This is a genomic window from Crossiella sp. SN42 (assembly GCF_023897065.1).
In the GTDB taxonomy this organism is placed as follows: Bacteria; Actinomycetota; Actinomycetes; order Mycobacteriales; family Pseudonocardiaceae; genus Crossiella.
Genome location: NZ_JAMHIV010000039.1, coordinates 32,156 through 56,579 on the forward strand (window position 1 = coordinate 32,156; position 24,424 = coordinate 56,579).

The 24,424-nt window shown below is 71.0% G+C and carries 21 protein-coding genes; 12 read left to right on the top strand and 9 right to left on the bottom strand.

The annotated features are described in order from the left end of the window. Positions 1-18 precede the first annotated feature (18 nt). From M8C13_RS36640 to M8C13_RS36655, 4 genes are all read left to right on the top strand, one after another. Positions 19-447 carry a DUF3592 domain-containing protein gene (locus M8C13_RS36640; RefSeq protein ID WP_252485388.1) on the top strand — a complete coding sequence of 143 codons (429 nt, stop codon included), beginning with the start codon at positions 19-21 and terminating at the stop codon, positions 445-447. Positions 448-469: 22 nt separating this feature from the next. Continuing rightward, the gene (locus M8C13_RS36645; RefSeq protein ID WP_252485389.1) at positions 470-1,045 is read left to right on the top strand and encodes an NTP transferase domain-containing protein; all 576 of its coding nucleotides are present in this window, start codon (positions 470-472) and stop codon (positions 1,043-1,045) included. Positions 1,046-1,351: 306 nt separating this feature from the next. Next, positions 1,352-3,349, top strand: a complete 1,998-nt coding sequence (locus M8C13_RS36650; RefSeq protein ID WP_252485390.1) for a PEP/pyruvate-binding domain-containing protein — start codon at positions 1,352-1,354, stop codon at positions 3,347-3,349. Positions 3,350-3,363: 14 nt separating this feature from the next. Next, a complete protein-coding gene (locus tag M8C13_RS36655) occupies positions 3,364-4,617 on the top strand; it encodes an MFS transporter (RefSeq protein ID WP_252485391.1) in 1,254 nt (417 codons plus the stop codon). 343 nt (positions 4,618-4,960) lie between these two features. On the opposite strand, the gene M8C13_RS36660 is transcribed toward M8C13_RS36655, so the two are convergent. After that, entirely contained in the window at positions 4,961-5,494 is a 534-nt protein-coding gene (locus M8C13_RS36660) for a DUF1524 domain-containing protein (RefSeq protein WP_252485392.1), read from the bottom strand. Positions 5,495-5,871: 377 nt separating this feature from the next. Here M8C13_RS36660 and M8C13_RS36665 point away from each other — a divergent pair, with 377 nt between their 5' ends. Then, a complete protein-coding gene (locus tag M8C13_RS36665) occupies positions 5,872-6,171 on the top strand; it encodes a hypothetical protein (RefSeq protein ID WP_252485393.1) in 300 nt (99 codons plus the stop codon). A 1-nt stretch (position 6,172) separates the two neighbouring features. Here M8C13_RS36665 and M8C13_RS36670 read toward each other — a convergent pair whose 3' ends face one another. The 3 genes from M8C13_RS36670 to M8C13_RS36680 form a co-directional block, all read right to left on the bottom strand. Next, positions 6,173-6,754 carry an alpha/beta hydrolase gene (locus M8C13_RS36670; protein ID WP_252485394.1) on the bottom strand — a complete coding sequence of 194 codons (582 nt, stop codon included), beginning with the start codon at positions 6,752-6,754 and terminating at the stop codon, positions 6,173-6,175. A gap of 224 nt (positions 6,755-6,978) precedes the next feature. Next, on the bottom strand, positions 6,979-7,770 hold the full coding sequence (locus tag M8C13_RS36675; RefSeq protein ID WP_252485395.1) for a response regulator transcription factor: 792 nt from the start codon (positions 7,768-7,770) through the stop codon (positions 6,979-6,981). Between the two features lie 486 nt (positions 7,771-8,256). Continuing rightward, positions 8,257-9,585 carry a helix-turn-helix transcriptional regulator gene (locus M8C13_RS36680; RefSeq protein ID WP_256510311.1) on the bottom strand — a complete coding sequence of 443 codons (1,329 nt, stop codon included), beginning with the start codon at positions 9,583-9,585 and terminating at the stop codon, positions 8,257-8,259. Positions 9,586-9,612: 27 nt separating this feature from the next. On the opposite strand from M8C13_RS36680, the gene M8C13_RS36685 reads away from it, so the two are divergent. The 3 genes from M8C13_RS36685 (at position 9,613) to M8C13_RS36695 (ending at position 14,600) form a co-directional block, all read left to right on the top strand. Then, positions 9,613-9,894, top strand: coding sequence for a hypothetical protein (locus tag M8C13_RS36685; protein WP_252485397.1), 282 nt, complete (start codon positions 9,613-9,615; stop codon positions 9,892-9,894). A 314-nt stretch (positions 9,895-10,208) separates the two neighbouring features. Then, positions 10,209-11,432 carry a nitric oxide synthase oxygenase gene (locus tag M8C13_RS36690; protein ID WP_252485451.1) on the top strand — a complete coding sequence of 408 codons (1,224 nt, stop codon included), beginning with the start codon at positions 10,209-10,211 and terminating at the stop codon, positions 11,430-11,432. 54 nt (positions 11,433-11,486) lie between these two features. Further along, a complete protein-coding gene (locus M8C13_RS36695; protein ID WP_252485398.1) occupies positions 11,487-14,600 on the top strand; it encodes a BTAD domain-containing putative transcriptional regulator in 3,114 nt (1,037 codons plus the stop codon). Positions 14,601-14,610: 10 nt separating this feature from the next. Here the strand turns inward: M8C13_RS36695 and M8C13_RS36700 are convergent, their stop codons facing one another. Continuing rightward, positions 14,611-15,267, bottom strand: coding sequence for a DedA family protein (locus tag M8C13_RS36700; protein ID WP_252485399.1), 657 nt, complete (start codon positions 15,265-15,267; stop codon positions 14,611-14,613). Positions 15,268-15,741: 474 nt separating this feature from the next. On the opposite strand from M8C13_RS36700, the gene M8C13_RS36705 reads away from it, so the two are divergent. After that, a complete protein-coding gene (locus M8C13_RS36705; RefSeq protein ID WP_252485400.1) occupies positions 15,742-18,057 on the top strand; it encodes a SulP family inorganic anion transporter in 2,316 nt (771 codons plus the stop codon). Positions 18,058-18,328: 271 nt separating this feature from the next. Next, positions 18,329-18,712 carry an STAS domain-containing protein gene (locus M8C13_RS36710; protein WP_252485401.1) on the top strand — a complete coding sequence of 128 codons (384 nt, stop codon included), beginning with the start codon at positions 18,329-18,331 and terminating at the stop codon, positions 18,710-18,712. Here the strand turns inward: M8C13_RS36710 and M8C13_RS36715 are convergent, their stop codons facing one another. Continuing rightward, positions 18,713-19,771 carry a glycosyltransferase gene (locus M8C13_RS36715; protein WP_252485402.1) on the bottom strand — a complete coding sequence of 353 codons (1,059 nt, stop codon included), beginning with the start codon at positions 19,769-19,771 and terminating at the stop codon, positions 18,713-18,715. Between the two features lie 190 nt (positions 19,772-19,961). Here M8C13_RS36715 and M8C13_RS36720 point away from each other — a divergent pair, with 190 nt between their 5' ends. Both M8C13_RS36720 and M8C13_RS36725 read left to right on the top strand, forming a co-directional pair. Continuing rightward, positions 19,962-20,393, top strand: coding sequence for an ATP-binding protein (locus M8C13_RS36720; RefSeq protein WP_252485403.1), 432 nt, complete (start codon positions 19,962-19,964; stop codon positions 20,391-20,393). Beyond that, entirely contained in the window at positions 20,390-21,196 is an 807-nt protein-coding gene (locus M8C13_RS36725; RefSeq protein WP_308202893.1) for a SigB/SigF/SigG family RNA polymerase sigma factor, read from the top strand. The genes M8C13_RS36720 and M8C13_RS36725 overlap by 4 nt, the downstream gene beginning before the upstream one ends. Here M8C13_RS36725 and M8C13_RS36730 read toward each other — a convergent pair. The 3 genes from M8C13_RS36730 to M8C13_RS36740 all read right to left on the bottom strand — a co-directional run bounded on the left by M8C13_RS36730 (position 21,193) and on the right by M8C13_RS36740 (position 24,417). Next, the gene (locus M8C13_RS36730; RefSeq protein ID WP_252485404.1) at positions 21,193-21,867 is read right to left on the bottom strand and encodes a class I SAM-dependent methyltransferase; all 675 of its coding nucleotides are present in this window, start codon (positions 21,865-21,867) and stop codon (positions 21,193-21,195) included. The genes M8C13_RS36725 and M8C13_RS36730 overlap by 4 nt on opposite strands. Before the next feature lie 29 nt (positions 21,868-21,896). Then, positions 21,897-23,477 carry a D-alanyl-D-alanine carboxypeptidase/D-alanyl-D-alanine-endopeptidase gene (gene dacB / locus M8C13_RS36735; protein WP_252485405.1) on the bottom strand — a complete coding sequence of 527 codons (1,581 nt, stop codon included), beginning with the start codon at positions 23,475-23,477 and terminating at the stop codon, positions 21,897-21,899. A 76-nt stretch (positions 23,478-23,553) separates the two neighbouring features. After that, complete coding sequence (locus M8C13_RS36740) at positions 23,554-24,417, bottom strand: DUF4429 domain-containing protein (protein ID WP_252485406.1); 864 nt, start codon at positions 24,415-24,417, stop codon at positions 23,554-23,556. Positions 24,418-24,424: the final 7 nt, after the last annotated feature.

The window sequence follows — 24,424 nt, forward strand, 5'->3', positions numbered from 1 at the left end:
CCGACGATGCTTCCGCGCATGACACCGGGCGACTTGCACTGGGAGTGGCTACCCGGCGCCCTGATCCTCCTGGTCAGCGTGGTGCTGGCGGTCCTGCTGCTGCGCACGCTGCACTGGCGCACCCAGGGCGTGAACGCCAGCGCCACCGTGCTGAGCAGCCGCACCCAGCTGTACGAGGACCGCAACCCCGGCGTCGGCCCCGAATGGGTGACCAGGGTCGAGCACTACGCCACGGTCGCCTACCAGGACGGGCGCGGCGTCGAACACGTCACCGAGATCCGCGGCGACCACAGCGTCGGCGAGTCGGTCCCGGTGCTCTACCTGCCCGAGGCCCCCGACCGCGCCGTCTCGGCCCGCTCGGTCTCGCTGGGCGCGCTGCTGGTCGGCGCCACCGTCCTGCTGGCCTGGCTGGCTTTCATGCTCTACCTCGCCGAGCGCACCGTCTGAAGCCCGGCGGTAGGGTCCGGCCATGGCCGCTCCGCCGCCCAGGGTCGCCGGGCTTGTGCTCGCCGCGGGCGCGGGCCGCCGCTACGGCGGGCCCAAGGCCCTCGCCGAGCTCGACGGCACGCTGTTCGTCGACCGCGCCACCGCCGTGCTCGCCGAAGCGGGCTGCCAACCGGTGCTCGCCGTGCTCGGCGCCGCCGCGGACGAAGTGCTGGCCCGGGCCCGCCTCACCGGCGTCACCCCGGTCCACAACCCCGACTGGCCCACCGGCATGGGCTCCTCGCTGCGGGCCGGACTCGCCGCGCTGCCCGCCGAGGTGGACGCCGTGGTGGTGCTCCCGGTCGACATGCCCGGTATCACCGCCGAGGCCGTGCGCCGGGTGCTCGCGCACGCCTCGCCGACCGCGCTGGTCGCCGCCACCTTCCACGGCCGCCGCGGCCACCCGGTGCTGCTCGGTCGCGCGCACTGGGCCGGGGCCGCCGCCTCGGCCACCGGCGACACCGGGGCCAGGGCCTACCTCGCCGCACACCCGCCGCTGCCCATACCATGTGAGGACGTGGCCGAAGGGTCCGATGTGGACACTCGAAATCCGTTGGGCTGAACGGGTGTTGTCCCGCGCACTGTGTCCAACAGCACTCAGCGACAGGACCGGGTCGCGCCCAAGATCAGCCTCTCAGTGACTGGGAGTGCCGAACAGCCGGACTCCGTCGCAGCCAGGGAAAGCACCCGCCGTTCCCACATGGCAGGAATGGTATGACGATTGCCGAGGTCATCCGAATGACCTACCAGAGGGCCATCCGGGCTACCTGACCGGTTTGTCAGAACCTGCTAGCTTCACCCGCTGTTCTCCCCTGTCTCGCTGCCGCCGCCCCGGCACGCCCTGAATCCCCCGGAAAGAAGAGGACCCGTGCACGCGGCCCCGACCGACTCGGACCTGGTTCACGCCATCATCGGCGAGAAGCTGTCCCTGGCGGCTTTCGACCAGCTCTCCGGCATGCTCGCCGGTCAGCCGTTCGTCAAGCTCGTGGTCGACCGGGAACAGGGCGTCATCCACTTCATCAACAACGCGCACCGGGAGTTCCACGTCCAGTACGTCGGCCTGGACATCCTGGGCATGGACTTCGACGAGCTGGCGGCCAACGTCAACTCCTTCAACGACAGCGTCTACCACGACCCGGACCGCCGCTTCTACCTCGGCATCCTGGCCCTGCACCAGCGCTCCGGCCACGACGGCGGCGGCGAGCGCCGGTTCATCTCGCTGGAGACCGTCGAGGTGGACACCATGTCCGCGGAGATGATCCGCTTCTTCTACGGCTTCGTCCGGGAATGGGTCGACCCCTCGGTGCCGCTGGTGTTCAAGCCGGCCACGCACCTCCAGGAACGCTTCTTGGACGGCATTCCGCCCGCCGAGCTGCCCAGGGTGACCGCGCACGAGCTGTTCGCCTCCACCCGTTTTGTGCCGCTGAACCCGGGTTCGGCCACCGGCCGCCTGCGCGCCTTCGCCACGGACCAGGACTACGCCGCCGCGGCGAAGACCCTGGAGTGGTTCGACATCATCGTGATGGACCGGGTGCCCGACGACATCCCCCGGCTGGCCGGGATCATCAACGCCCAGCACACCACTCCGTTGTCGCACACCAACATGCTCGCCTCCGGCTGGAAGATCCCCAACGCCATCCAGCTCGGCGTGCTGGAGCACATCGAGGCGGAAGGCCTTGACGGGCAATGGGTCGAGTACCGGGTGGAGTCCGGCGGCAGCGAGATCTCGTTGTCCCGCACCGAGGCCCCGGCCGACCTGGCCGCGCCGCCTGCCTGGCGCGCGCAGCAGATCACCCTGGAGGAGCCGGAGACCGAGCGCACGCCGATCGTGGACATGCACAAGCTGCGCGCCACCGACCGGCACCGCTACGGCACCAAGGCGGCCAACCTCGGCGAGTTGCGGCACGTGCTGGACCACGGCTCGGACCGGCTGCTCGGCTTCTACCAGGTGCCGCGCCCGCCCCGGCCGAACCTGCTCAGCTACCTGGCCCGCAACCTGGACGTGCCGGCCGACGACAAGCTCGCCACCGCCGCCTGGCGGTTCCTGCGGGAGAACCTGCGCATCCCGCGCGGCATCGCGATCCCGTTCGCCGTGCAGCAGCGGTTCCTGGAGTCCTCCGCGCCCATCCAGCAGACCATCGGCAAGCTGAAGATGGCCCTGGAGCTGGACGCGCCCGAGGTCGAACCACTGAGCCTGGCGCTGCAGAAGCTGATCCGCGGCACCCGCCTGCCCGCCGACATCCGGCAGGAGATCGACTCCGCGATCGTGGAACAGCTCGGCGGCGTGCGCACCTTCGTGGTCCGCAGCTCCTCCAACGCCGAGGACCTGGACGGCTTCTCCGCCGCCGGCATCTACGAGTCGGTCAACCACGTCAGCACCGCCGAGGCGATCTTCGACAGCATCAAGCTGGTCTGGGCCTCGCTGGTCTCCCCGCGCAGCGTCCGGTTGCGCCAGCAGGCCGGCATCTCGCTGGACGACTGCTACATGGGCGTGATCGTGCAGGAGCAGGTGGACGCCCCGGCCGGCGGCGTGCTGGTCACCACCAACCCGATGGCGCGCAACGACTTCCGCAACGTCTACGTCAACGTCTCACCGCAGGTCACCGACGTGGTCTCGGGCACGGCGCTGCCGATGCAGTACCTGTACAGCACGGTCGAGGGCGGCGGCCGCACGCTGTCCCTTGGCGATGCTGAGCAAGACCTGCCCGAGCCCATCCAGGCCATGCTGCAGAAGCTCGCGCTGGCGGGCAGGCTGCTCCAGTCGCACTTCTGTCCGGACTACACCTTCGCCGCGCCGGTGGACATCGAGTGGGTCACCAGCGCCGACCGCGTGCACATCCTCCAACTGCGCCCCTACTCGGTCTGAGCGCGGGAAAACCCATGCCACTGCTGCTCTCCCGCGCGCCGAAGACACCGGTGTCCGCCGCCGCCAAGCGGGTCATCCGGCTGTCCATCGGCTTCCAGTTCTTCTTCACGCTGCTGCTGTGGACGCCGATCTTCTACGAGTACCAGCGCCGCTTCGGCCTGTCCGCGGCCGAGATCCTGGGCATCCAGAGCATCTACTACGTGGCGTTCTGCCTGCTGGCCGTGCCCACCGGGATGATCTCCGACCGCCTCGGCTACCGGAACTCGATGCTGGCAGGCTCGGCGATCCTGGTGGCCAGCAACCTGTTGGTGGTCGCCGCCCCGTCCTACTGGGGCTTCCTGGCGCACTTCCTGCTGATCGCGGTGGCCCGCTCGCTGACCATCGTGGCCACCAGCGCCTACCTGTACACCTTCCTGCAGCGCACCGGCGACAGCGCCGCGTACAAGCAGTCCGAGGGCAGCGCCCGGTTCTACAGCCTGATCGGCCGGATCGCCGCCTGGCCCGCGGTCGGCCTGCTGATGGCCTGGCACCTGCCCTCGCCGTACTGGATCACCGCGATCAGCGCCGCGGTCGCCGTGCTGATCGCCTGCCGGCTGCCCGCCCTGCCACCGTCCACTGTGGACGCGGAACCGGTCGCGCACTCGCCACTGGCCACCATGCGCAAGGCGCTGTCCGTGCTGCGCGCCGCCCCGGTGCTCCAGCTGCTGATCGTGCAGGGCGTGGCCATCTTCACCCTGGTCCGCATCTGCCAGGTCAACCTGTTCCAGCCCATCCTGCTGGACAAACAACTTCCGGTGATCTCCCACGGCGCGGTGCTCGCCGCGATGACCGCCTTCGAGGCCCTCGGCTCGCTGCGCCCCGGCGTGCTGCGCCGCTTCCTCAGCGACACCAAGGCCGTCTTCCTGATCACCATCGTGATGGCCCTGACCCTGGCCGCCACCGTCTTCGCCGGCATCCCCGGCACCATCGCCCTGCTCTGCGTCTTCGCACTGGCCGGCGGGTTCGCCTTCCCGATCCAGCGCCAGCTCATCAACGACGCCATCCCGGAAACGCCCTACCGCGCCACCCTGCTGTCCATCGAGTCCATCATCGACCGCGCCGTCTGCGCCGTGGTCGCCCTGGTACTGGGCAGCTTCCTCAACCGGGGCGCGCTGGGCGAGTTCCTCCTGTACTCCGCGGCGGGTTCGCTGGCACTCATGGCCGTCCTGGCCGTGCTGGTGCCGGTGACCCGTCGCCGCCTGAACGCGGGAACGGGCAGCATCGGCTGACCGGGCTCGCGACAGGGGAAGCCGCGTTCGCCGCGCAGGGGCGGTGAACGCGGCTTCCCTGTCACATTGGCGTGCTCCGCACGCGGGATTTTTTCGCTCCTGAGTCGCACGTTCGTGACCCCGGCACACGCGAAGCAAGCTTCCGAGTGCCGGGGTCACGAACGTGCGACGCGAAAAAATCAAACCCACCGCTGGGTTCAGAGCCCGGCGTGTCGCTGGCGCGCCACGCCTCTTTCGCGAGCCGTTGCCGCTGGCGGGATTTCGCGAGCCGTGCCCTGGTCCCGCCCTGTCCCGGCCGTGTCCCGCTCTGCTTGCCCTTCCCTGCTTGCCCTTTCCCGCTTCGCTACTTCGGGCAGTGGCCGAGCATGTCGGTCAGCGCGCCTCGTTCTGCCTCGGTCACGCCGAGGGCGTAGACCGCCTTGACCCGGATCCAGTGCACCGCGTAGGTGCACCAGACGCCCTGGGCCGGGGGCTTCCACTGGGAGGGGTCCTGGTCGCCCTTGGAGCGGTTGCTGGTGGCGGAGACCGCGATCAGCTGGGGGTTGCGGGTGTCGTTGGCGAACTCCGAGCGGCGCTCGTCGGTCCAGTCCGCCGCGCCGGTGCGCCAGGCGTTGGCCAGCGGCACGGTGTGGTCGATGTCCAGCTGCTCCGGGCCGGTCATCACCTTGTCGTCGTAGACGCTGCGCCAGCGGCCGGAGATGACCTTGCACGCCTTGTCCGTCTTGACGTCCTCGCCCTCGCGGCGGAGCACGAACTCCCTGGTGTCACAGGACTCGCCCTGGGTGGTCCAGTGCTTGAAGCGCTCCCGCGAGTAGCCCTTCATCGGCGCCCAGGCGATCACCTTGAGCGTGCCCAGCTCGGTGCGCGCCCGGGCCACCTCCGCGGCGGCGGGCTGCGCGCCGCCCGGCTGCGGTGCGGAGGTCGCCGGTGGTGGCGCCCCGGTCGGAGATTTGGCCGTACAACCTGCTGTGAATGCCAGTCCCGCCGCCATCGCGACCAGGAACCAACGCCGCATTCCGCACCCCATCCGAACGTGACCTAGCGCACTTTCGAGACTCAAGTACCGACATTCGGGGTCGACAACTAGCCCAAAGGCACTAAAGTCAACCCGTAAAAGCAACAATGCGACAACGTTTGTTGACGCAACCACAGGGTGATTGAGGAAACGACGGTCCGGTGAACGCAGCGCCACCCCGCCCCAGCGGTCCTGACGAAGGTACCGCTCTGCTCGAGCCGAGCCCGGCACGTGACCGCGTGCGTGTCGAACTCCAGTGGCGCCCGGTCCGGCGGCTCCGCCGCACCGCGACCGTGCCGTTCACGCACCCGCCCCGCCCGGCCGTGCGGCCCCGGCGGGCCCACGTGCCCCGCCCCGCGCCGGCCACCCGGTCCTGGCACCCGCGACGGCACGCGCTCGCGCTGGTCATGGTGCTGGTGGCCGCGCTCGCCGTGCTCGCGGCCAGCGCCGAGGCCTTCGACATGGCGATCGTGCTCGCGGTCGGCTTCAGCATGCAGCTGCTCTGCCTGTGGACCTGCGCGAAGGACAGCTCCCGCTAGGTCAGGCCGGTAGCCGGGTGGCCACGTGCGCGGCGCGCAGGGTGCGGGCCAGCTCGATCCGCCAGGGCAGTGCCGCGAAGGAGTCCGGCCCGAGCCGGTGCAGCGTGCTGGGCACCCCGGCCTTGGTGAGCCGCCGGGCATAGCGTTCCGCGGCGGCGCGACCGCTGTCCGCCTCACCCACCGCGATCAGCGCGGGCGGCAGTCCGGCCAGGTCCGCGCCCGGCTCCGGGGTCAGCGTCGGCAGTTCCAGGACCTGCAGGCTGATCGCGGGCCCACCACGTTCCTTGATCAGCAACGGTAGGGCCGCGGCCAGGTCGGCACCCTCGCGCGCGCCGCCGACGGCGAGCCGGGTGGCGTCCAGTTCGAGCAGGGCCGCGTTGTCCAGCAGCCACATCAGCGCCGAGTAGCAGTCCTCGAGGGCGACCGGGAACGGGTGCCCGAAGCCGAGGCGGTGCTCGACCGAGACGATCGCGCAGCCGGCCTCGGTGGCCAGGTCGGAGAGTTCGCCGTGGCTGTCATATCCGCTGGGCAGGTGCAGGTAACAGGGCAGCGGTCCCAGCCAGACCGGCCGGTGAACCACCACCTCGATCGCTCCGCCATCGACAGCGACCTGATACCGCATCGGTGCCCCCACCTCAAACAGAACAGTTCTGTTTGCTTCAACGACACCAGTGTGCCCGAAGTTCCTGCCGGACGGGCAGCCCACCGGCGCGGCCAACTGGGTGAGTGTGGCGGCGGCTCACCCGCCAAACGCCAGTCAGCGCGACGCATCCGCGCCGCGCTGACTCCAAGGCTTGGTGATGCCGGTCAGGAACCGCCGACCGCCTGCTGGCGCAGCGGCATGACCGCGACGTTGTGCGGGCGGAAGGAGTAGACCTGGCCGCCGAAGCCGTCCGGTCCCGCCACCAGGAGCCCGGTGGCCAGCGCGGTGGCCACGGCCGCGGCGCGGTCGCTGACGTGCAGCTTGGCGAAGATCCGCTGGAGGTGGGTCTTGACCGTGGTCTCGGCGACGAACAGGCGCCTGCCGATCTCCGCGTTCGTGTGACCTTCGGCGACGAGTCGCAGCACGTCCAGTTCCCGCCCGGACAGCACGGAACGTATCTGGGCCCGGGGCAGCGGCGTGACTGTCAGCGGTGACAACTGTGGAGACATCGACGTGACACCGCTGCGCGCCTGCCGGATCGCCGCGATGACCTCATCCCCCGTCGCGGACTTCAGCACGAAGCCCATGGCGCCGGCCTGAAGAGCGGCGCCGACCCGGGAACGCTGGTCGGAGAAGACCACGGCCACGATGGGCAGCCGGGTGCGCAGCACCGCCTTGACCACCTCGAGCCCGTCCACCTCACCGAGGTCCAGATCGACGAGGACGACGTCGGGACGGCGGGCGGTCACCTCGTCCACGATGTGCTCCGCGTCCTGGAGCGCACCGGCGAACTCGATGTCGGAGTGCTGGGCGAAACAGGCGCGCAGCCCGTCCGCGACGATCGGGTGCCGGTCGACGACCAGGACCTTGATTGCCTGCGCGCGCGGTTCTCCCTCACGCGGAGACTGCCCGAAGCTCCCCGGTCGCACCGCGCCTGGACGCTGGCTCAGCGACATGACACACCCCTGCTCAGACGGCCCCAGTCATGACTGGCAAATGCTGATCATCGAGTTGACAACTGATGACAACAGCATGGTACCGACCCCCTGACTGATGGTCAATTAACTAGTCAACAACCCGCGACGACCAGACCCGTTCAGATCACCCATAGATGTCACAACCAACCTTCGTCGGAACCCCTGACCCCCGGCCAACCGCCACCCACAGTCACCAATCCCCCCGATCGAAGGATTGCCAACCAGTTGACACACCCGCCAACCCAGCCCTGTCACGTTGACGCAGCACGAACGGGACTCTTACCCTCGCCTCATAACCACCGTGGGTGAACACCACGGCCGCTACGACACTCACCAGAGGCACAGCATGCAGATCCGCGTCGACACCCGTTTGGGCTAGACATGACTGTGCGTGGAAAGTGCCGCACCGCCGCGCGCGCAAACGTCCGCACGGCGGCCCCAGCCGTGCCGGTCACGTTGGAGACGTCAGGAGCGCCCGTGGTGGTTGCGCAAAGTCCGCACGGACAGCGCAGCCACTTCCTTGAGCAAAGCGGGCCGCACCTCCTCCGGATCCGCGGTGTCCAGGTGCTGGAGCAACTCGTCAAGAGCGGAAAGTCGCCTCTCCTCCAGTCCCATGTCAGTGCTGACCTTCACCACCGTCATGAGGGTCCTGATCCGGTCGCCGGTGCCCAGCACTCCGGAGTCGAGCGCGGCCTGAGCACTGTGCAGCGCGCCGGGCGGGTCGTTGGCACGCAGAGCCAGCTCCGCACGCAGGATGAGCACCTGGGCGTCGAGCTGGCCACCTGCGCTGCGCCGGGTCTCCGTCACCTGGTTCAGCAGCGCCTCGGCCTGCTCCGCCACCACGTCGTACTCCAGGAAGATGCCGACGTAGCCGACCCGCACGCGGCACCACAGCTCCGCGCCGATGGACTCCTCGTCCGGCTGCAAAGCCAGCTCGAAGTGCTTCGCGGAGGTGTCGAGATCCCCAGTGCGGGTGAGCGCGACGGCGAGCATCCAGTGGCTGACCACCAGAAGCTCATCGGCGAGTCGCTTGTCCTCCGCGCCGCAGACCTCAGCGAAGGCGGCGGTGATGTGGACGGCCTCCTGGGCGATGTCGACGGCCTCCGTCAGCCTGCCGGACACACCGAACACCGCGGCCAGGGTGGTTCGCGCCTTCACCCGGAGCAGAGCTGCCTGGTCAGCGGGGAAGTCATCGGTTCCGATCAGCGCGTCGGACTCGGCGACGGCCCGCTGCCCGAACTCCACCGCCTCGCGGTTACGGCCCAGCTCACGTGCGGCCAGAGTCTGCAGGGTCGAGGTCAGCGTCCTGGCGGAGGTCGGCAGGCCCCGGTACATCGGCTCGATCGTGGCAAGACGGTCAGCAACGTCCTGGGTGCGGCCGAGCCTACTGGCGCAGGACGCGGCAGCGTACTCGCACAACCACCTCGCCTGCGGCTCGCGCACGTCGTGCCGGATGGTGTCAAGAACATCCAGCGCCTCGGAGATCCGACCCGCGAGCAGGTGGTCGAAGACTCGCGCGGCCCCGGCCAGGAACACGCCACCGCTCGGACGGCTGCCGTTGCCGAGCCCGGCGAAGGACTCCGCCGCGACACCAAGCCTGGCCGCGAGCTGTTCGACGACCTTCGGGGTGGGCATGCGTTGACCGGACTCAAGCCGGGAGAGGTAGCTACTGGACAGGCCCTCACCAGCAAGATCACGCTGGGTCAGGCCGCGAGCCACGCGAAGCGCACGCAGCCTCTCACCGAACGTCGCCGCAAGCTCACGTTCGGTGCTGACACGCTCGGCAGAACTCATGACAGATAACTACCCAAGGAGGCAGGCATGTTCGTTGCCCTTCTGATGACACTTTACGCGGGAATTGTTCCACTCGCGGACAGCACGACTCAATCCACCGATATCTATTCGTCGCCTACGGGCTCCGGCCAGACCGTCGTCACCGCTGACTGGCAAGCGTCGACGACAGATCTGACGCACCCCTTCGGGCCGACACGGGGGATGTTGACCGACCTGACACACCCTGTCTCACCGGGTGCGACGGCCAACGATCTCACGCATCCCAACACCCCAGGTTGCGACCAGAAGGACGACCTGACGCATCCGTGACCAGGAGGGCGACGCACGGGGTCTGGCTATCTGACATGTGCGAAACGGGTTGTCTCGGCGGCGGCGAGACAACCCGTTTCTCGTGTCCAGACCCACCTGACACCACTCTGCCGGGTCCTCAAGCCACTCCCCGCACCGGTCAAGTACCGCACCCTCCGTAACTAGATTCCTCGATAGTGTGCACCGCTAAACCGCAGCTCGTGGCCCGTCTGGCGGTCACCGGTGACATGTTTGCCGGGTTAAGTTTCCGCGCCGTGACTACCCTCAGCGAGCGACCGATGGCCCCCATGGCCTGCCCAGTCGCCCACGGGGCGATGCCCCTGGAGTCGGGGGTGCGGGCGGGTGGCGAGGGTGTCGACGTCGACGAGGCGGAGGACTTCCTCCGGCTCTTCCACGCCGAGAATCCCCAGGCCGGACCGGTGGAGCCCCGACTCTCCGCGGTCCGGGCCGAGATCGCCCTTCGCGGCACCTACCTGCACACTCCCGACGAACTCGTCTTCGGCGCGCGGGTCGCCTGGCGCAACAGCGCCCGGTGCATCGGGCGCCTGTACTGGCGCAGCCTGGTCGTGCGCGACCTGCGGCAGGTCACCAACGCCGCGGACATCGCCGCCGAGTGCGTCGAGCACCTGCGCCTTGCCACCAACGCCGGCCGCGTCCGGCCCATGATGACCGTGTTCGCGCCGGACACCCCCGAGCAGCCCGGCCCGTGCATCTGGAACGAGCAGCTGGTCCGCTACGCGGGCTATCGGGACGCCTTCGGCAACGTGGTCGGCGATCCGCGCTACGCCGGGTTCACCGAGGCGGTGACCGAGCTGGGCTGGCGGCCGCCGACGCAGCGCAGTCCGTTCGACCTGCTGCCGCTGGCGGTGGAGACCGCGCACGAGGGGGTGCGGCTGTTCCCGGTGCCCAGGGACGTGGTCATGGAGGTGCCGCTGGAGCATCCCGACCTGCCCTGGTTCACCGACCTGAGCCTGCGCTGGCACGCGGTCCCGGCGATCAGCAACATGCGGCTGTCCATCGGCGGCGTCTCCTACCCGGCCGCCCCGTTCAACGGCTGGTACATGGGCACCGAGATCGGCGCGCGCAACCTCGCCGACGCCGACCGCTACGACATGCTGCCGGAGATCGGCGAGCGCCTCGGCCTGGACACCAGCTCGGAGGCCACGCTGTGGCGGGACCGGGCGCTGGTGGAGATCAACCGGGCGGTGCTGCACTCCTACGCCTCGGCCGGGGTCACCATCACCGACCACCACACCGAGTCCGAGCGCTTCCTCACCCACCTCAAGAAGGAGGAGAAGGCGGGGCGGACCTGCCCCGCGGACTGGAGCTGGATCGTCCCCCCGATGTCCGGCTCGCTGACCCCGGTTTTCCACCGCTACTACGAGACCGAGCACCTGCGCCCGGAGTTCGTGCTCGACCCCGACGCGGCGCACCGGGGCCAGCACGGCGCCCCGCACCGCTTCCCGGCCGCGCCTGATGTGGCGGCCGCGGCCAGGCGTGGGTTGTTTGCCGCTTTCCGGCGACGGTTGAGCGGCTGACCAGCTAGTCTGCCTCCGGGGTGTGGTCCGAAAGGACTACAGAGGGGGGCAACAATGGCTGGTCGCGGCGTGGAGTTCCGGCTGCTCGGACCGGTGGAGATCGTCCTGTCCGGACGGTCCGCGCCGGTGGAGGCAGCGAAGCATCGAACCCTCTTGGCGTGCCTGGTGTTGCGGGCCGGGCAACGGGTCGAGGTCACGGAGCTGGTCGGTTACCTGTGGGATGACGAGGACCGTCCCGCACATCCGCGTGGAGCCCTGCACACCTATGTGCGCAGGCTGCGACATCTGCTCGGCGCGGGGCTGATCAGCACCGTGGCCGGCGGCTACCAGCTGGAGGCCGAGCCGGAGGCCGCCGACGCGCACCGCTTCCGGCAGCTGCTGCACACCGCGCGGCAGACCGCGGACCCGGCCGAACGCGCCGCCGTCCTGCACTCCGCGCTGGCCCTGTGGCGCGGGCCGGCGCTGGCCGACATCACCTCGGCCGCGCTGCGCCGCGACTACGGCGACCCGCTGGACGCCGAACGCCTGGACGCCCTGGCGCTGCGCTTCGACACCGAGCTGGCCTTGGGCAGGCACGAGTCACTGGTGCCGGACCTGTGGAAGGCGACCGCCGAACACCCGCTGCGCGAGGAATTCTGGCACCAGCTGATGCTCGCCCTGTACCGCACCCAGCGCCAGGCCGAGGCGCTGGAGACCTACCAGCGGGCCGCGGACGTGCTGCGCCAGGAGCTCGGCGTCGAACCCAGCGCCCGCCTGCGCGACCTGCGCCAGTCGGTGCTGACCAACGACCCGGCCCTGGCCCCGCCCGCCCCGTTGACAACCGCGGTCGCCGCCTGGCAGCCCGTCTGTCAACTCCCGCCGGACATCGGTGACTTCGTCGGCAGGGAGCGCCTCGGCCACCGCATCGCCGAGGAGCTGCGCCGCGGCGGCCCGGTGCTCGTGTCCGGTCCACCGGGGGTGGGCAAGACCGCGCTCGCGGTCCGGGTCGGCCACCGGCTGCGCGCGGACTTCCCGGACGGCCAGCTGCACGTGAACCTGCACGGCTACGCCACCGAGGCCGCCCTGCGCCCCACCGACGTGCTGGCCCGGTTCCTGCGCGGGCTGGGCGTGCCGCCCGCGCAGATCCCGCTGGAGCAGGAGCAGCAGGCGGAGCTGTTCCGCTCGGTGCTGCGCGGCCGGCGGGTGCTGGTGCTGCTGGACAACGCCTCGGCGGCGGATCAGGTGCTGCCGCTGCTCCCGGCCGAACCGGGCTGCGCGGCCCTGATCACCAGCCGCAACCAGCTGCCCGGCCTCGGCCTGACGATCACCCTGGACGCGCTGCGGCACGAGGACGCCTTGGAACTGCTGGCCCAGACGCTGGGCTCGGACGAGCCGGAGGCGCTGGACGAACTCGCCGAGTTGTGCGCGCACCTGCCGCTGGCGCTGCGGATCGCCGCGGCGAACCTGGCCGGGCAATACGGGCTGACCCAGCAGGTCCGGCAGATCCGCCGGGGCAACCGGCTGGCCGCGCTGGCCATCGAGGGCGATCACGACGCCGCGGTGCAAAACGCCTTCGAACGCTCGTACCGCATGCTCTCCGCCGACCACAGGCGCCTGTTCCGATACCTGAGCCTGATCCCGGGGCCGGACATGACCCCGGCGTCGGTCGGCGAGCTGATCGACGTCCCGGAGTGGCGGGCCGCCCGCATGCTGACCGAACTGGCCGACGCGAACCTGTTGCTGCGCCAAGACGAGGGCCGCTACCAGCTGCACGACCTGATCCGGCTCTACGCCGATTTCCGTTGCCGCGCCGAGGATTCGGTCGAGGGCCGCAAGCAGGCGCTGCACCGCTGGCTGGACTACTACCACCGGCACGCCGACCACGCGATCGGTCTGCTGTACCCAGAGGTCGACCGAGTGGAGCTGCCGCCCGCGACCCGGCCGATCGCCGAGTTCGCGAGTCTGCGCAAGGCCAAGGAATGGCTGGACGCGGAACGAGCGAACCTGGTTGCCGCCGTGTTGCACGCGGCCGACCAACGCCTGGACGGCGTGGCCTGGCGGCTGGCCGACACGTTGCGCGCATACTTCCAAAACAACCGGATCCTCAACGACTGGCTGACGGTCGGCACCACAGGTCTGAAATGCGCCCAACGGGAAGACAGTGAGACGGCGATCGCCTATCTCCACCACGCGTTCGGCATCGTGCACTGGTTCCTCGGGCAACCGGACACCGCCATCGACCATCTGACGCAGGCGCGGGACGGTCTCCACAGCGAGGCTGACCGCGGACGCCTCGCCAACGTGCTGTCCAACCTCGGTATGAACCACATGGACCGCAGTGAACTCGCCACCGCGGTCGACCTGTATTCGAGAGCCGAGGCGATCCTGCTTGAGCTGGGCAATGATCAGCGGCTGATACCGGTGCTGGGCAACCTGGGCATCACGCTGCGCCGGATGGGCCGGCTGCACGAGGCTCTCGCCCGCTACACCGAGGCGCTCCGCCTGATCACAACGACCGGACGGGTCAGCGGTGAGCCGACCGTGTTGAACAACCTCGGCTACGTCCAACACGAACTGGGTGACCTGAACGCGGCGCTCGACAATTTGAACCGTTCACTGGCGACTATTGACCGGATGGGCGGCCGATACGGCGAGACCAACACGCTGATCGGACTCGCCGCCGTGCACGCCGACCTGGGCGACCTGGAACGCGCCAACGAACTGGTGGCCAACGCGGTGGCCAAGGACGAGACCGCGGTGGATCGCAAGGAACTCGCCCAGGGCTACAACGTGCTCGGTGTCGTGTTGAGCAAACGTGGGCGTTTTCACCAGGCGGTCCCGCACCACCACCGCGCGCTGGAACTGAGCCGGGCCATCGGTCTCACGCTATTCGAGGTCGAGGCGTTGCTCGGACTCGCCGACACCCACCAGGCCATGGGCGAGACGCAGATCGCGCTCGACCACGCGCTGGCCGCACTGGCGCTGGCCGCCGAGGTCGGTTACGGCGTCCGGATCGGGCAGGCGCACACCTCGCTCGCCCGGATCCACCTCGACCTCGGCGACCTCGCCACCGCCCGCGCTCACGCGACCAAAGCCCTTGCCAGCCACCGGAAAACCGGGCACCGCCCCGGCGAGGAGCGCACCGTGGAGGTGCTGGCCCGGATCGCCGAGGCGGAGCGGAAGAGCTAGCGAAACAGGGTCAGCTCGCGGTTTCCAGCTGGGGTTCTGCCTTCGCGGCGGCCTCGGCCTTGGACTTGGCGCGTTTGCGGAGGACCACGATGGTGACCACGACGGCGAGGACGGCCAGCAGGACCCAGCTGGCGGTGCCCAGTACGCCCTCGACGCGCTTGGCCGCTTCGCCCAGGCCAGCGCCGATGCCGATGTGCAGCAGGGACCACAGGGTGGCGCCGATGATGCTGGCGGGGAGGAACTTGCGGTAGGCCAGGCCTGAGGTGCCCGCGGCGGCTGGGGTCAGGGTCCTGACGACGGGGAGGAAGCGGGCGAAGAAGACGGCCCAGGCGCCGCGGCGGCGGATGAGGTCTGTTGCCTTGTCCCAGTTCTCGGCGCCCATCTTGGCCACCAGCTTGGTGTTTCTGAGCTTGACGCCGAACTTGCGGCCGAGCAGGTAGCCGACCGAGTCGCCGGCGGCGGCGCAGATGGTCATGACCACCCACATGGTCAGGAAGAACGGGACCGTCTTGACCGTGGTCGCGGCGACCAGCAGGCCGGTGTCGCCGGGGACGATGAAGCCCAGGCCGATGGCGCACTCGCCGAAGGTCAGCAGGCCGGTCGCGATGAGCACGGCGGGCTTGGGCAGGCCGGCGATCGACTCCAGCGCCTCGGTGATGAACCCCATGACTACGTGTCCCCCTCGGGTGGTGTGACTGACCGGCAAGTCTTTCAGAAACGGACAGTTCGGCGTCCCGGACTTCCGGTTATCGGGTCCCTGACTTTCGTCTAGGGGTTGTGACCAGGGGTTCGGGGGTTGTCCCCGAGGGGTGTGAACTTGGCTGCCCGACTGGTTGACGGGTCTACAAGAAGATCACTAGGCATGTGACGATGACCACAGCGGCGGAAAAGTGCCACGAGTTCGCCGTGGTGGTCATCAGCAGTCGGAGGTCGCGCATGACAGGGACTCGGTGCGCCGAGCCGTTATCCGCGCCTGCCCGGCCTTGGCGAACCCGCCGCTGATGTTCCCCGCGCGTGCGCGCTGACGCGCCCGCCGTCCCGTCTCCCCTTCACCGCCGGGCCGCCGTGCCCGGGGCTGACGCGCGTGCCGCCGCCCTCGGTGACACGCGAGACCGCACATCCATCGGAGGTTCACCGCGCCATGATCAGCGCACCCCGTCCCCGGCACCGCAGCAGCGAGCACACCACCTCCAGCCGGCCACCCGTGCACTCCCCGCCCGGTGTGAACAGCGGAAACCGACTGCTCAGCCTGCTCCGCCACGACCTGCCCGCGTCCCTGGTCGTGTTGCTCACCGCCGTTCCGCTCTCCCTCGGCATCGCCGCGGCCTCCGGCGCCCCGCTGATGGCAGGCCTGATCGCCGCCGTCGTCGGCGGTGTGGTCGCCGGGTCGCTCAGCGGGTCCCCGCTCCAGATCAGCGGGGCCGCCACCGGACTGACCGTCATCGTCGCCGGGCTGGTGCAGCAGTACGGGTTCGCCGCCACCGCCGGGATCACCGTCGCGGCCGGGCTGCTGCAACTGCTGCTGGGCCTGTCCAGGATCGGCCGGGCCGCGCTGTCCCTCTCCCCCGCCGTGGTGCACGGCCTGCTCGCCGGGATCGGCGTGGTCATCGCGATCAGCCAGCTGCACGTGGTGCTCGGCGGGCAGCCGCAGACCTCGGTGCTGGCCAACCTGCGCGACCTGCCAGCCCAGCTCGCCGCGCACCACGACGCGGCCTTCCTGATCGGCCTGATCGCCATCGCCGTGCTGCTGCTGTGGCCGCGCCTGCCCAAGGTGCGCCTGGTGCCCGCGGCGCTGGTCGCGGTCGCGCTGGCCACCGCGGTGGCCTGGATCTTCCGCCTCGATCTGCCCAGGGTGGACCTGCCCGAGCAGCCGCTGGCCGCCTTCACCCTGCCCGTGCTGCCCGAGGGCACGCCCAGCGGGATCGCGCTGTCCGTGCTGCTGGTCGCCGCGGTGGCCAGCGTGGAGTCGCTGCTGTCCGCGGTCGCGGTGGACCGGCTGCACACCGGCCCGCGCGCCGACCTGGACCGCGAGCTGGTCGCCCAGGGCGTGGCCAACATGGCCTCCGGCGCGCTCGGCGGACTGCCCATCGCCGGTGGCATCGTGCGCTCCTCCACCAACGTCGCCGCCGGGGCCCGCAGCCGCGCCTCGACCATCCTGCACGGGCTGTGGGTGGCCGCCTTCGTGCTGCTCCTGGCCGGTCTGCTGGAGCGCATCCCGCTGGCCGCGCTGGCCGCGGTGCTGGTGGTCTCCGGGGTGCAACTGGTCCGGCTGAGCCACATGCGCGAGCTGTGGCGGCACCGCGAGTTCCCGGTGTACGCGGTCACCTTCGCCGGGGTGGTCTTCCTGGACCTGGTCCAGGGCGTAACCCTGGGCATCCTGCTGGCCCTCGCGCTGTCCCTCTACCGGCTGACCCACGCCACGATCCGGGTGAACCCGCCCGCCGAGGGTGAGGACACCTGGTCGGTGAGCGTGCGCGGCTCGCTGGTCTTCCTCGGCGTGGCCCGGCTGACCGGCGAGCTGCACCGGGTGCCGGAACGGACGAAGGTGCTGCTCAACCTGCACGTGGACTACCTGGACCACGCCGCCTACGAGGCCATCCACGGCTGGTGCCGCACGCACGAGCGGCTCGGCGGCGCGGTGACCGTCAGCGAGGACCACGGCGACACCTGGTTCCACCGCGACCGGCACAGCCGCGCCGAACAGCGCCGCTCGCTGCCCGGCCCGCTGCTGCGCTGGTTCGCGCCCTGGTCGGTGTGGCAGCACCGGGACGGCGACTCGGCCGCCGCCGCGCTGATCCCCCGGCCGCGCGCGGAGGCCGGCGCGCTGGATGACTCGATGCTGCTGGGCGTGCACGAGTTCGAGCGCAGCTGCGCGCCGCTGGCCCGGCCGTTCTTCGCCGAGCTGGCCAACGGGCAGAGCCCCCGGCAACTCTTCGTGACCTGCGCGGACTCCAGGGTGGTGCCCAACCTGATCACCACCAGCGGACCGGGTGACCTGTTCACCCTGCGCAACATCGGCAACCTGGTGCCCCGGCACGACGAGGGACCGGCGGACGCCTCGGTGGGCGCCACGGTGGAGTACGCGGTGGACGTGCTGAAGGTGGCGGCCATCGTGGTCTGCGGGCACTCCGACTGCGGCGCGATGAAGGCCGGCCTCTCCGGCGCGGTGCGCACCGGTTCCCGGCTGGCGGAGTGGCTGCGGCACATCCAGCCCAGCCTGATCCGCTTCCACGCCGTCGAGGAGGACACCGGGCTGGCCGCGCACGACCGGCTCAGCGTGGCCAACGTGGTGCAGCAGCTGGACAACCTGATGACCTTCCCGGTGGTCAGGGAGGCGGTGCTGGCCGGGCGGCTGAACCTCGTCGGCATGTTCTTCGACATCGCGGGCCCGCGCGTGTACCTGGTGGACCAGCAGACCGGCAGGCTGGCCCCGGTCACCTCCGGCGCGGCCACCTGATCCCCGGCTGATCGCGGAGGGTGACGTGACTCGCGAAATCCGCGCCCACGGCGCCCTCCGCAGGTCAGCGTGGGGTTCACGGCCCAGACACGCAGGGTCACCACCGTCGGGTGGTTGTCTGGGGCCGGGCGCGTCTCTACGGTGGGGGTGGTTACGGCCGAATGGCCGTGTCGGCGCGCGGGCCCAGCCCGGTCGCCGGGTTCCGCACTACAACGCCTTGCCGATGCGGCTCGACGCAGAGATTCACGCGAGTAGGGCAGGAGGAGGCGCCGTGACCGAGCACATCCAGCAGGCTCACCCCATCGACCTGCCAGGGGAAGAGGTGGCCGACACCACCGCCTCGCACCGGCCGGGCGGCATCGTGGTGATCACCGTGGTCGGCGAGCTGGACATGTCCTCCACCCCGGCCTTCCAGGAGCTCCTCGGCGCCGAGGTGGACGAGAGCTGCCGCAGGCTGGTGGTGGACCTCACCGGGGTCAGCTTCCTCGGCTCCAGCGGGCTGGCCGCGCTGGTGGAGGCCCGCCAGGTGGTGCAGCGGCAGGACGCCGAGCTGCGCCTGGTCTGCGCCACCCACGCGGTGACCCGCCCGCTGCACGCCACCGGCCTCGGCGAGGTCTTCGACATCCACCAGACCCTCGACGGCGCGCTGGCCTGATCAGCGGCCGCGCCGCTGGGCCGGGACGGCCTCGTCGGCCAGCACCCGCTCGTAGACCCGGTCGGTGTCGGCGACCACCCGGTCCCAGGAGTAGCGGGCGCTGACCCGGTCCCGTCCGGCCACCCCGCAGGACTCGATCATCGCCGGGTCGGCCAGGAAACCGCGCAGCGCCTTGGCCAGTCCGCGCGGGTCTTCCGGGCGCACGTGCAGCCCGGTCACGCCGTGCACCACGGTGTCGGCCAGCTCGCCCTCGCCGGTGGCGATCACCGCGGTGCCGCAGGCCATCGCGGCCAGCGGCATCGTTCCGCAGGAACCCTTGCGGGGCAAGCACATCAGCGCGTCCGCCGAGCGCAGCAGCGGCGGCAGCGCGCGGGCGGTGACCATGCCGAGCAGGTGCACCCGGTCGGCCACACCCCTGGCCTGGGCCAGCTGCTTGATCCGGCGCAGCTCGTCACCGTCCACTGTGGACCTGCTGTTGGGGGTGGCCAGCACCAGCTCGGTGTCCGGCACCGCGGGCAGCACCTCGATGATCCGGTCGAAACCGTGGCCGGGCACCACCGGGCCCAGGCCCAGCAGCCGGTGCCGGGCTCCCCGGGTGGCCACCTCGCCCTCGGGGTGGAAGCGGTTCAGGTCGATGCCGCAGGGCACCACGCAGATCCGGCCGCGCGGCACGCCCATGCGCACCAGGCGGTCCCGTTCGTCGTTGTCCCCGGCCAGCACCAGCCGGGCTTTGCGGCCCAGCATCCGTTCGATCGTGTGCCGGTCGCTCTGCCCGGCGCCGAGGCCGTGGTAGGTCTGCACCAGCGGGGCGCCCGCGTCGGCCGCGGCCATCAGCGCGGCCAGTCCGGCCGTCCAGCAGTGCGCGTGCACCAGGTCCGGCGGCCGCTGCCGGAACCGCCGGGCGAGGAATTCGGTGAACTCCCCCATGGGCAGCGACTCCCGGTCCGACCGGGTGTACACGGTCACCCGGTGGCCCGCGCCGGTCAGCCCGGCGGCCAGTCTGGTCACCTGTGGGTCCTGGTCGGAGACGGTCGGGTCGGACACCATCGCGATCCTCATCAGAGCACCTCCTCCCTGGGGGTTCTCCGAACCGCCGAAGCGCTAAACCGGGTGGCCGGGCGCCCCGTCGTCTGAGGGTTGGCCCCCGAATCGCCGGGGTATGTCCATCCTTGTCCGGCCAGCTGAGGTGATGATGTCCAGGTGTCGTAGCGTGATCGCGCAAGCACACCGCAATTTCCGAGATGTCGAGGTGACCGTGTCGCAGCCCGATTCGACTTCCGAACCGGCCATTCCCCCGGTGGAGGTGCGCATCGCCGCCACCGCACTGCAGATCTCCTCGGTGCGCGCGGTCGCCGCGGACCTCGCCATGCGCGAGGACTTCGACCTGGACGCGATCGCCGACCTCAAGCTGGCCGTGGACGAGGTGTGCTCGACCCTGGTCCGGCTGGCCGCGCCGGGAGTGGTGCTCAGCTGTGAGTTCCGGCCGGCCGCCGGGGAGATCACGGTGCGCGCGGGCGTGCTGTCGGCCGGCGACGCGCTGCCCCGCAAGGACTCCTTCGGCTGGCAGGTGCTCACCACCCTCACCGACTCGGTGCAGGCCACCGTGGAACCGGCGCAGGACGGTTTCCACCTGGTCCGCATCGAGCTGGCGAAGAGGAGCAACTCGGTGGTGGGCGGGTGACCCAGGCCGACCACACGGCCGAGCCGCAGTCCGGCGACTCCGGCCGATACGACCACCTGAAGCCGCTGTTCAGCGAGTTCGCCGCGCTGGCAGCGGATGACCCTCGCCGGTCCCAGCTGCGCGACGCGCTGGTCACCGGGCACCTGCCGGTGGCCAAGCACATCGCGCGCCGGTTCAGCCAGCGCGGCGAGCCGCAGGAGGACCTGATCCAGGTCGCCACGCTCGGCCTGATCAACGCGGTGGACCGGTTCGACCCGGAGCGCGGGGTGGACTTCCTGTCCTTCGCGGTGCCCACCGTGATGGGCGAGGTGCGCAGGCACTTCCGGGACGCCAGCTGGGCGGTCCGGGTGCCCAGGCGGCTCAAGGAGCTGCACCTGTCGATCAGCGCGGCCACCAGCGAGCTGTCCCAGCGGCTCGGTCGCGCGCCGACGCCCAGCGAGATCGCCACCCACCTCCAGCTCACCCGCGAGGAGGTCTACGAGGGTCTGGAGGCCACCAACGCCTACCGCAGCGCCTCCCTGGACGACCTGCTCATCGCCGATGACGACTCGGTCTCCCTGGGCGACGCGCTCGGCGAGGAGGACTCCGGGCTGGCCGAGGTGGAGTACCGCGAGTCGCTGCAACCGCTGCTGGCCCAGCTGCCGGAGCGGGAGCGGACCATCGTGGTGCTGCGGTTCTTCGGCAACATGACGCAGACCCAGATCGCGGACCGGGTCGGCATCTCGCAGATGCACGTCTCCCGGCTGCTCGGCCGCACGCTGGCCACGCTGCGGGAGAAGCTGATGGACGAGGAGTCCGGCTAACGGGCCAGGATCAGCGCGCCCCGTTTGGTGACGGTCATCGGGACCTCGACCCAGCGCGCGCTGATCTCGGCCTCGGCCGGGGGCATCAGCCTGGCCACCAGGTAGTCCCGCACGGCCGGCGGGTCGGGCAGGTGGACCATGGGCGCGTCCCACGTCCGCACCTCGACCCGGTCGAACACCGTGCGCACCAGGCCGGGCGCGTCCTCGGCGTCGAAGGCGGTGCGCGGGGCCCGCCAGACCGGGGCCAGCTCCGGTGAGTCGCTGTGCGCGATGGTGGCGGCCAGGAACAGGCCGCCCTCGGCCAGCACCCGGCGGGCCTCGCGCAGCGCGGGGCGCGGATCAGCCAGGTGGCAGAAGGAGTTGGCGGCCACCACCACGTCGAAGGCGCCGTCGGCGAAGGGCAGCGCGGTCGCGCAGGCGCGCACGGCGGGGCCGGGGTGGGCGCGCAGCATGGTGGCCGAGCGGTCCAGGCCGACGAGCAGCCGCGGCCGGGGGCCACCGGCGGTCACCGCGCGGCTGAGCACGCCCTCGGCGCAGCCCACGTCCAGCACCGCGCCACCCTCGGGCAGCTCGGCGGCGAGCACCGCGTACAGGTCCGGCGCGCCCGGCGAGGCGGTCATGCCGCGCCGGTAGCGGTCCGGGTTGTCGTCGTAGTCGCGCGGGATGGCCATGCCTCCGAGTGTGGACCTCTTTGCCGCGCTCAGCAGGCTTTGCGCCAGGAGCATTCGGTCCACGGGTCCGCCTCGGCCGGGGACTCCGGGATCGCGGCGCGGGCGGCGGGGCCGGGGTGGGCGGCCAGGCGCACCGCGATCCGGTCCTCCAGGTCCTTGGTGCCGCTGAGCGTGTTGTTGGTGACCACCGCGAACACCAGGTCCCGGCCGTCGCGGCCGGCGACGTAGCCGGACAGCGCGCTCACCCCGGTCAGCGACCCGGTCTTGGCCCGCACCTTGCCCTCGGCCGGGGTGCCGCGCAGCCGGTTGCGCAGGGTGCCGCCGACCAGGCGGTCGGCCTTGCCCGCCACCGGCAGCGAGTGGTGCCAGACCGGGTACCAGGGGCGGGTGCGGGCGGCGGCCAGCAGCGCGGTGAGCTGGTCCGCGGTGACCATGTCCATTCTGGACAGTCCGGAGCCGTCGACCAGGCGGTGCGCGGCGGCGGGCACGCCAAGCGCGGCCAGTTTCGGGGCCATCGCGCGGATGCCGTCGGCCCAGGTGCCCTTGCCGTGCACGGCCTTGCCCATGGCCTTGACCAGGATCTCGGCGTGGCCGTTGTTGGACAGCTTCATGAACGGCACCAGCAGCTCCGCCAGCGGCATCGAGCGGTGCGCGGCCAGCTCGGCGAAGTGCGGCGGGGTGACGCCGGTGCCCGGCTTGGCATCCAGCACCCGGACGCCACGGCGCAGCAGCGCGGCCTGGAAGACGTCGGCGGCGTAGCGGGCCGGATCGTCCACAGTGGAGAAATGCGCGCTCGCGGATCCGTTGGCGGGCGCGGATCCGGTGACCAGCACGGTGTTGGTGCCGTGCTGCCGCTCCACCGCGATGGTGCTCGCCGAACCGGGCGCGCCGGTGGTGGCCCGGTTGTCGATGGTGATCACCGAGGTCGGCGGGGTCAGCTCCACGGCAGGCCGCTGACCGGCCGCGGCCGGGTGGACCCTGACGATCACGGTGCCCGCGTCGTAGTCGGTGTCCGGGGCCACCGACAGCGCGCCGACCTGCGCGGAGTAGTAGAACGGCTCGTCGTCCCAGGCCCAGCTCGGACCGAGCCGGACCGGGTCGAAGGCGGAGTCGTCGGCCACCACCCGCCCGGTGACCACCTGGAGGCCGGTGTCGGCGACCCGCTGCGCCAGCGCGTCGTAGTCGGCGGCCAGGGTGGTCGGGTCGCCGGTGCCGCGCAGGTAGAGGTCGCCGTGGAGGACCTTGCCGCGCAACGAGCTGTCGGCCAGCACGCTGGTGGTGAAGCGGTGGTCCGGGCCGAGCACCTCCAGCGCGGCGGCGGAGGTGAGCAGCTTGGCGTTGGAGGCCGGCAGCAGCCGGTCCGCGCCGCCCCTGCGGTAGAGCACCTTGCCGGTGTCTACCGAAGACCTGCTTGCAGGGTCGAGCATCGGCACAGTGCGGACGACCACGCCGGTGCCCGCCCCGGCCAGGCGGGGGTCGGCCAGGATCTGGTCCAGGTCCGCGGTCAGCGAGAGGGTGCTCGGGTCGTCGCCGGCGGCGGCACTGCCGGTGACGAGCCCACCGAGCAGCGCGGTGGCGCACAGGACGGCGAGCAGGCGTGGTCGTGGCATGCGCTGAACCTGGCCCGGGACGGCCCGCGCGGGCAATGGCTCTGGCCGGTTTTCCGCCGAACGGCTGCTGGTGCTGCTACAGGCGGCCGAGCAGCTCGGTCTTCTTCGCGGCGAACTCCGCCTCGGTGAGCAGGCCGGCCTCGCGCAGCTCGCCGAGCTTGCGGATCGCGGCGACCACCTCGTCAGTGGTGGCGGCCAGCGTGCTCGGCAGCGCCGGGGCGTCGGCCTGGCCGCGCTGGATGGCCACCAGCAGCGCGGCGGCGAAGGGCAGCGACTCAGCGGTGACGCCCGCGCCGAAGCCGAAGGTGACCGTGTGCGGGTCGATCTTGGGGCTGAGCGTGGTGTGCGGCGCGTCGGCGGTGCGCAGCCGCAGGTGACCGCCGCCGCTGGCCGGGGTGGCCCAGTCCAGGCCGAGCACCCGCTCGATCGGCACGGTCCGTGCTCCGGCGGCCCGCTTCTCCGGGTGCGCCTCGTCCCGGACCGGCTCGAACAGAACGGTGCGGCCGTCGAAGCCGACCACGCTGTCGTAGCCGACCAGGCGGCAGGGCGGCGCGGGGGCGGTGAGCAGGAACTCCGGGGCCGGGCGGTCGGCGTCCGGGTTGAGCGAGACCCGGCCGCGGATATCCCCGGCGTAGTGCTCGGCCAGGGCGCGGTTGTTGGCAGGCACCACCAGTCGGTAGGGATCGCCGCGGTCGGGGAGCTGGCCACCCGCGGCCTCCAGGAAGGGGCAGGCGCCCGGTCGCAGCAGCAGGCGCAGGGTGGCGCTCCTGCGGTCGTCGCTCAGCCGCACCCCGGCGATCGCGGTGTCCGGCACGGTCCGCTCGCCCAGCTTCTTGAGCAGTCCGCTGGCGCGCAGGCCGCCGCGGTAGACGATGCGGATGCTGCCCGTCTCGAAGAACCAGGTGGCGTTGTCCCCCGCCAGCTCCAACCCGAAAGTCACCAGGCGA

Excerpts from the sequence above, each read along its gene's own strand:
- M8C13_RS36645 (WP_252485389.1), top strand. The coding sequence starts at position 470 with ATGGCCGCTCCGCCGCCCAGGGTCGCCGGGCTTGTGCTCGCCGCGGGC.
- M8C13_RS36695 (WP_252485398.1), top strand. The coding sequence starts at position 11,487 with ATGGCTGGTCGCGGCGTGGAGTTCCGGCTGCTCGGACCGGTGGAGATC.
- M8C13_RS36685 (WP_252485397.1), top strand. The coding sequence starts at position 9,613 with ATGTTCGTTGCCCTTCTGATGACACTTTACGCGGGAATTGTTCCACTC.
- M8C13_RS36730 (WP_252485404.1), bottom strand. The coding sequence starts at position 21,867 with ATGGCCATCCCGCGCGACTACGACGACAACCCGGACCGCTACCGGCGC.
- M8C13_RS36640 (WP_252485388.1), top strand. The coding sequence starts at position 19 with ATGACACCGGGCGACTTGCACTGGGAGTGGCTACCCGGCGCCCTGATC.
- M8C13_RS36690 (WP_252485451.1), top strand. The coding sequence starts at position 10,209 with ATGCCCCTGGAGTCGGGGGTGCGGGCGGGTGGCGAGGGTGTCGACGTC.
- M8C13_RS36675 (WP_252485395.1), bottom strand. The coding sequence starts at position 7,770 with ATGTCGCTGAGCCAGCGTCCAGGCGCGGTGCGACCGGGGAGCTTCGGG.
- M8C13_RS36705 (WP_252485400.1), top strand. The coding sequence starts at position 15,742 with ATGATCAGCGCACCCCGTCCCCGGCACCGCAGCAGCGAGCACACCACC.
- M8C13_RS36700 (WP_252485399.1), bottom strand. The coding sequence starts at position 15,267 with ATGGGGTTCATCACCGAGGCGCTGGAGTCGATCGCCGGCCTGCCCAAG.
- M8C13_RS36655 (WP_252485391.1), top strand. The coding sequence starts at position 3,364 with ATGCCACTGCTGCTCTCCCGCGCGCCGAAGACACCGGTGTCCGCCGCC.
- M8C13_RS36715 (WP_252485402.1), bottom strand. The coding sequence starts at position 19,771 with ATGAGGATCGCGATGGTGTCCGACCCGACCGTCTCCGACCAGGACCCA.
- M8C13_RS36680 (WP_256510311.1), bottom strand. The coding sequence starts at position 9,585 with ATGAGTTCTGCCGAGCGTGTCAGCACCGAACGTGAGCTTGCGGCGACG.
- dacB (WP_252485405.1), bottom strand. The coding sequence starts at position 23,477 with ATGCCACGACCACGCCTGCTCGCCGTCCTGTGCGCCACCGCGCTGCTC.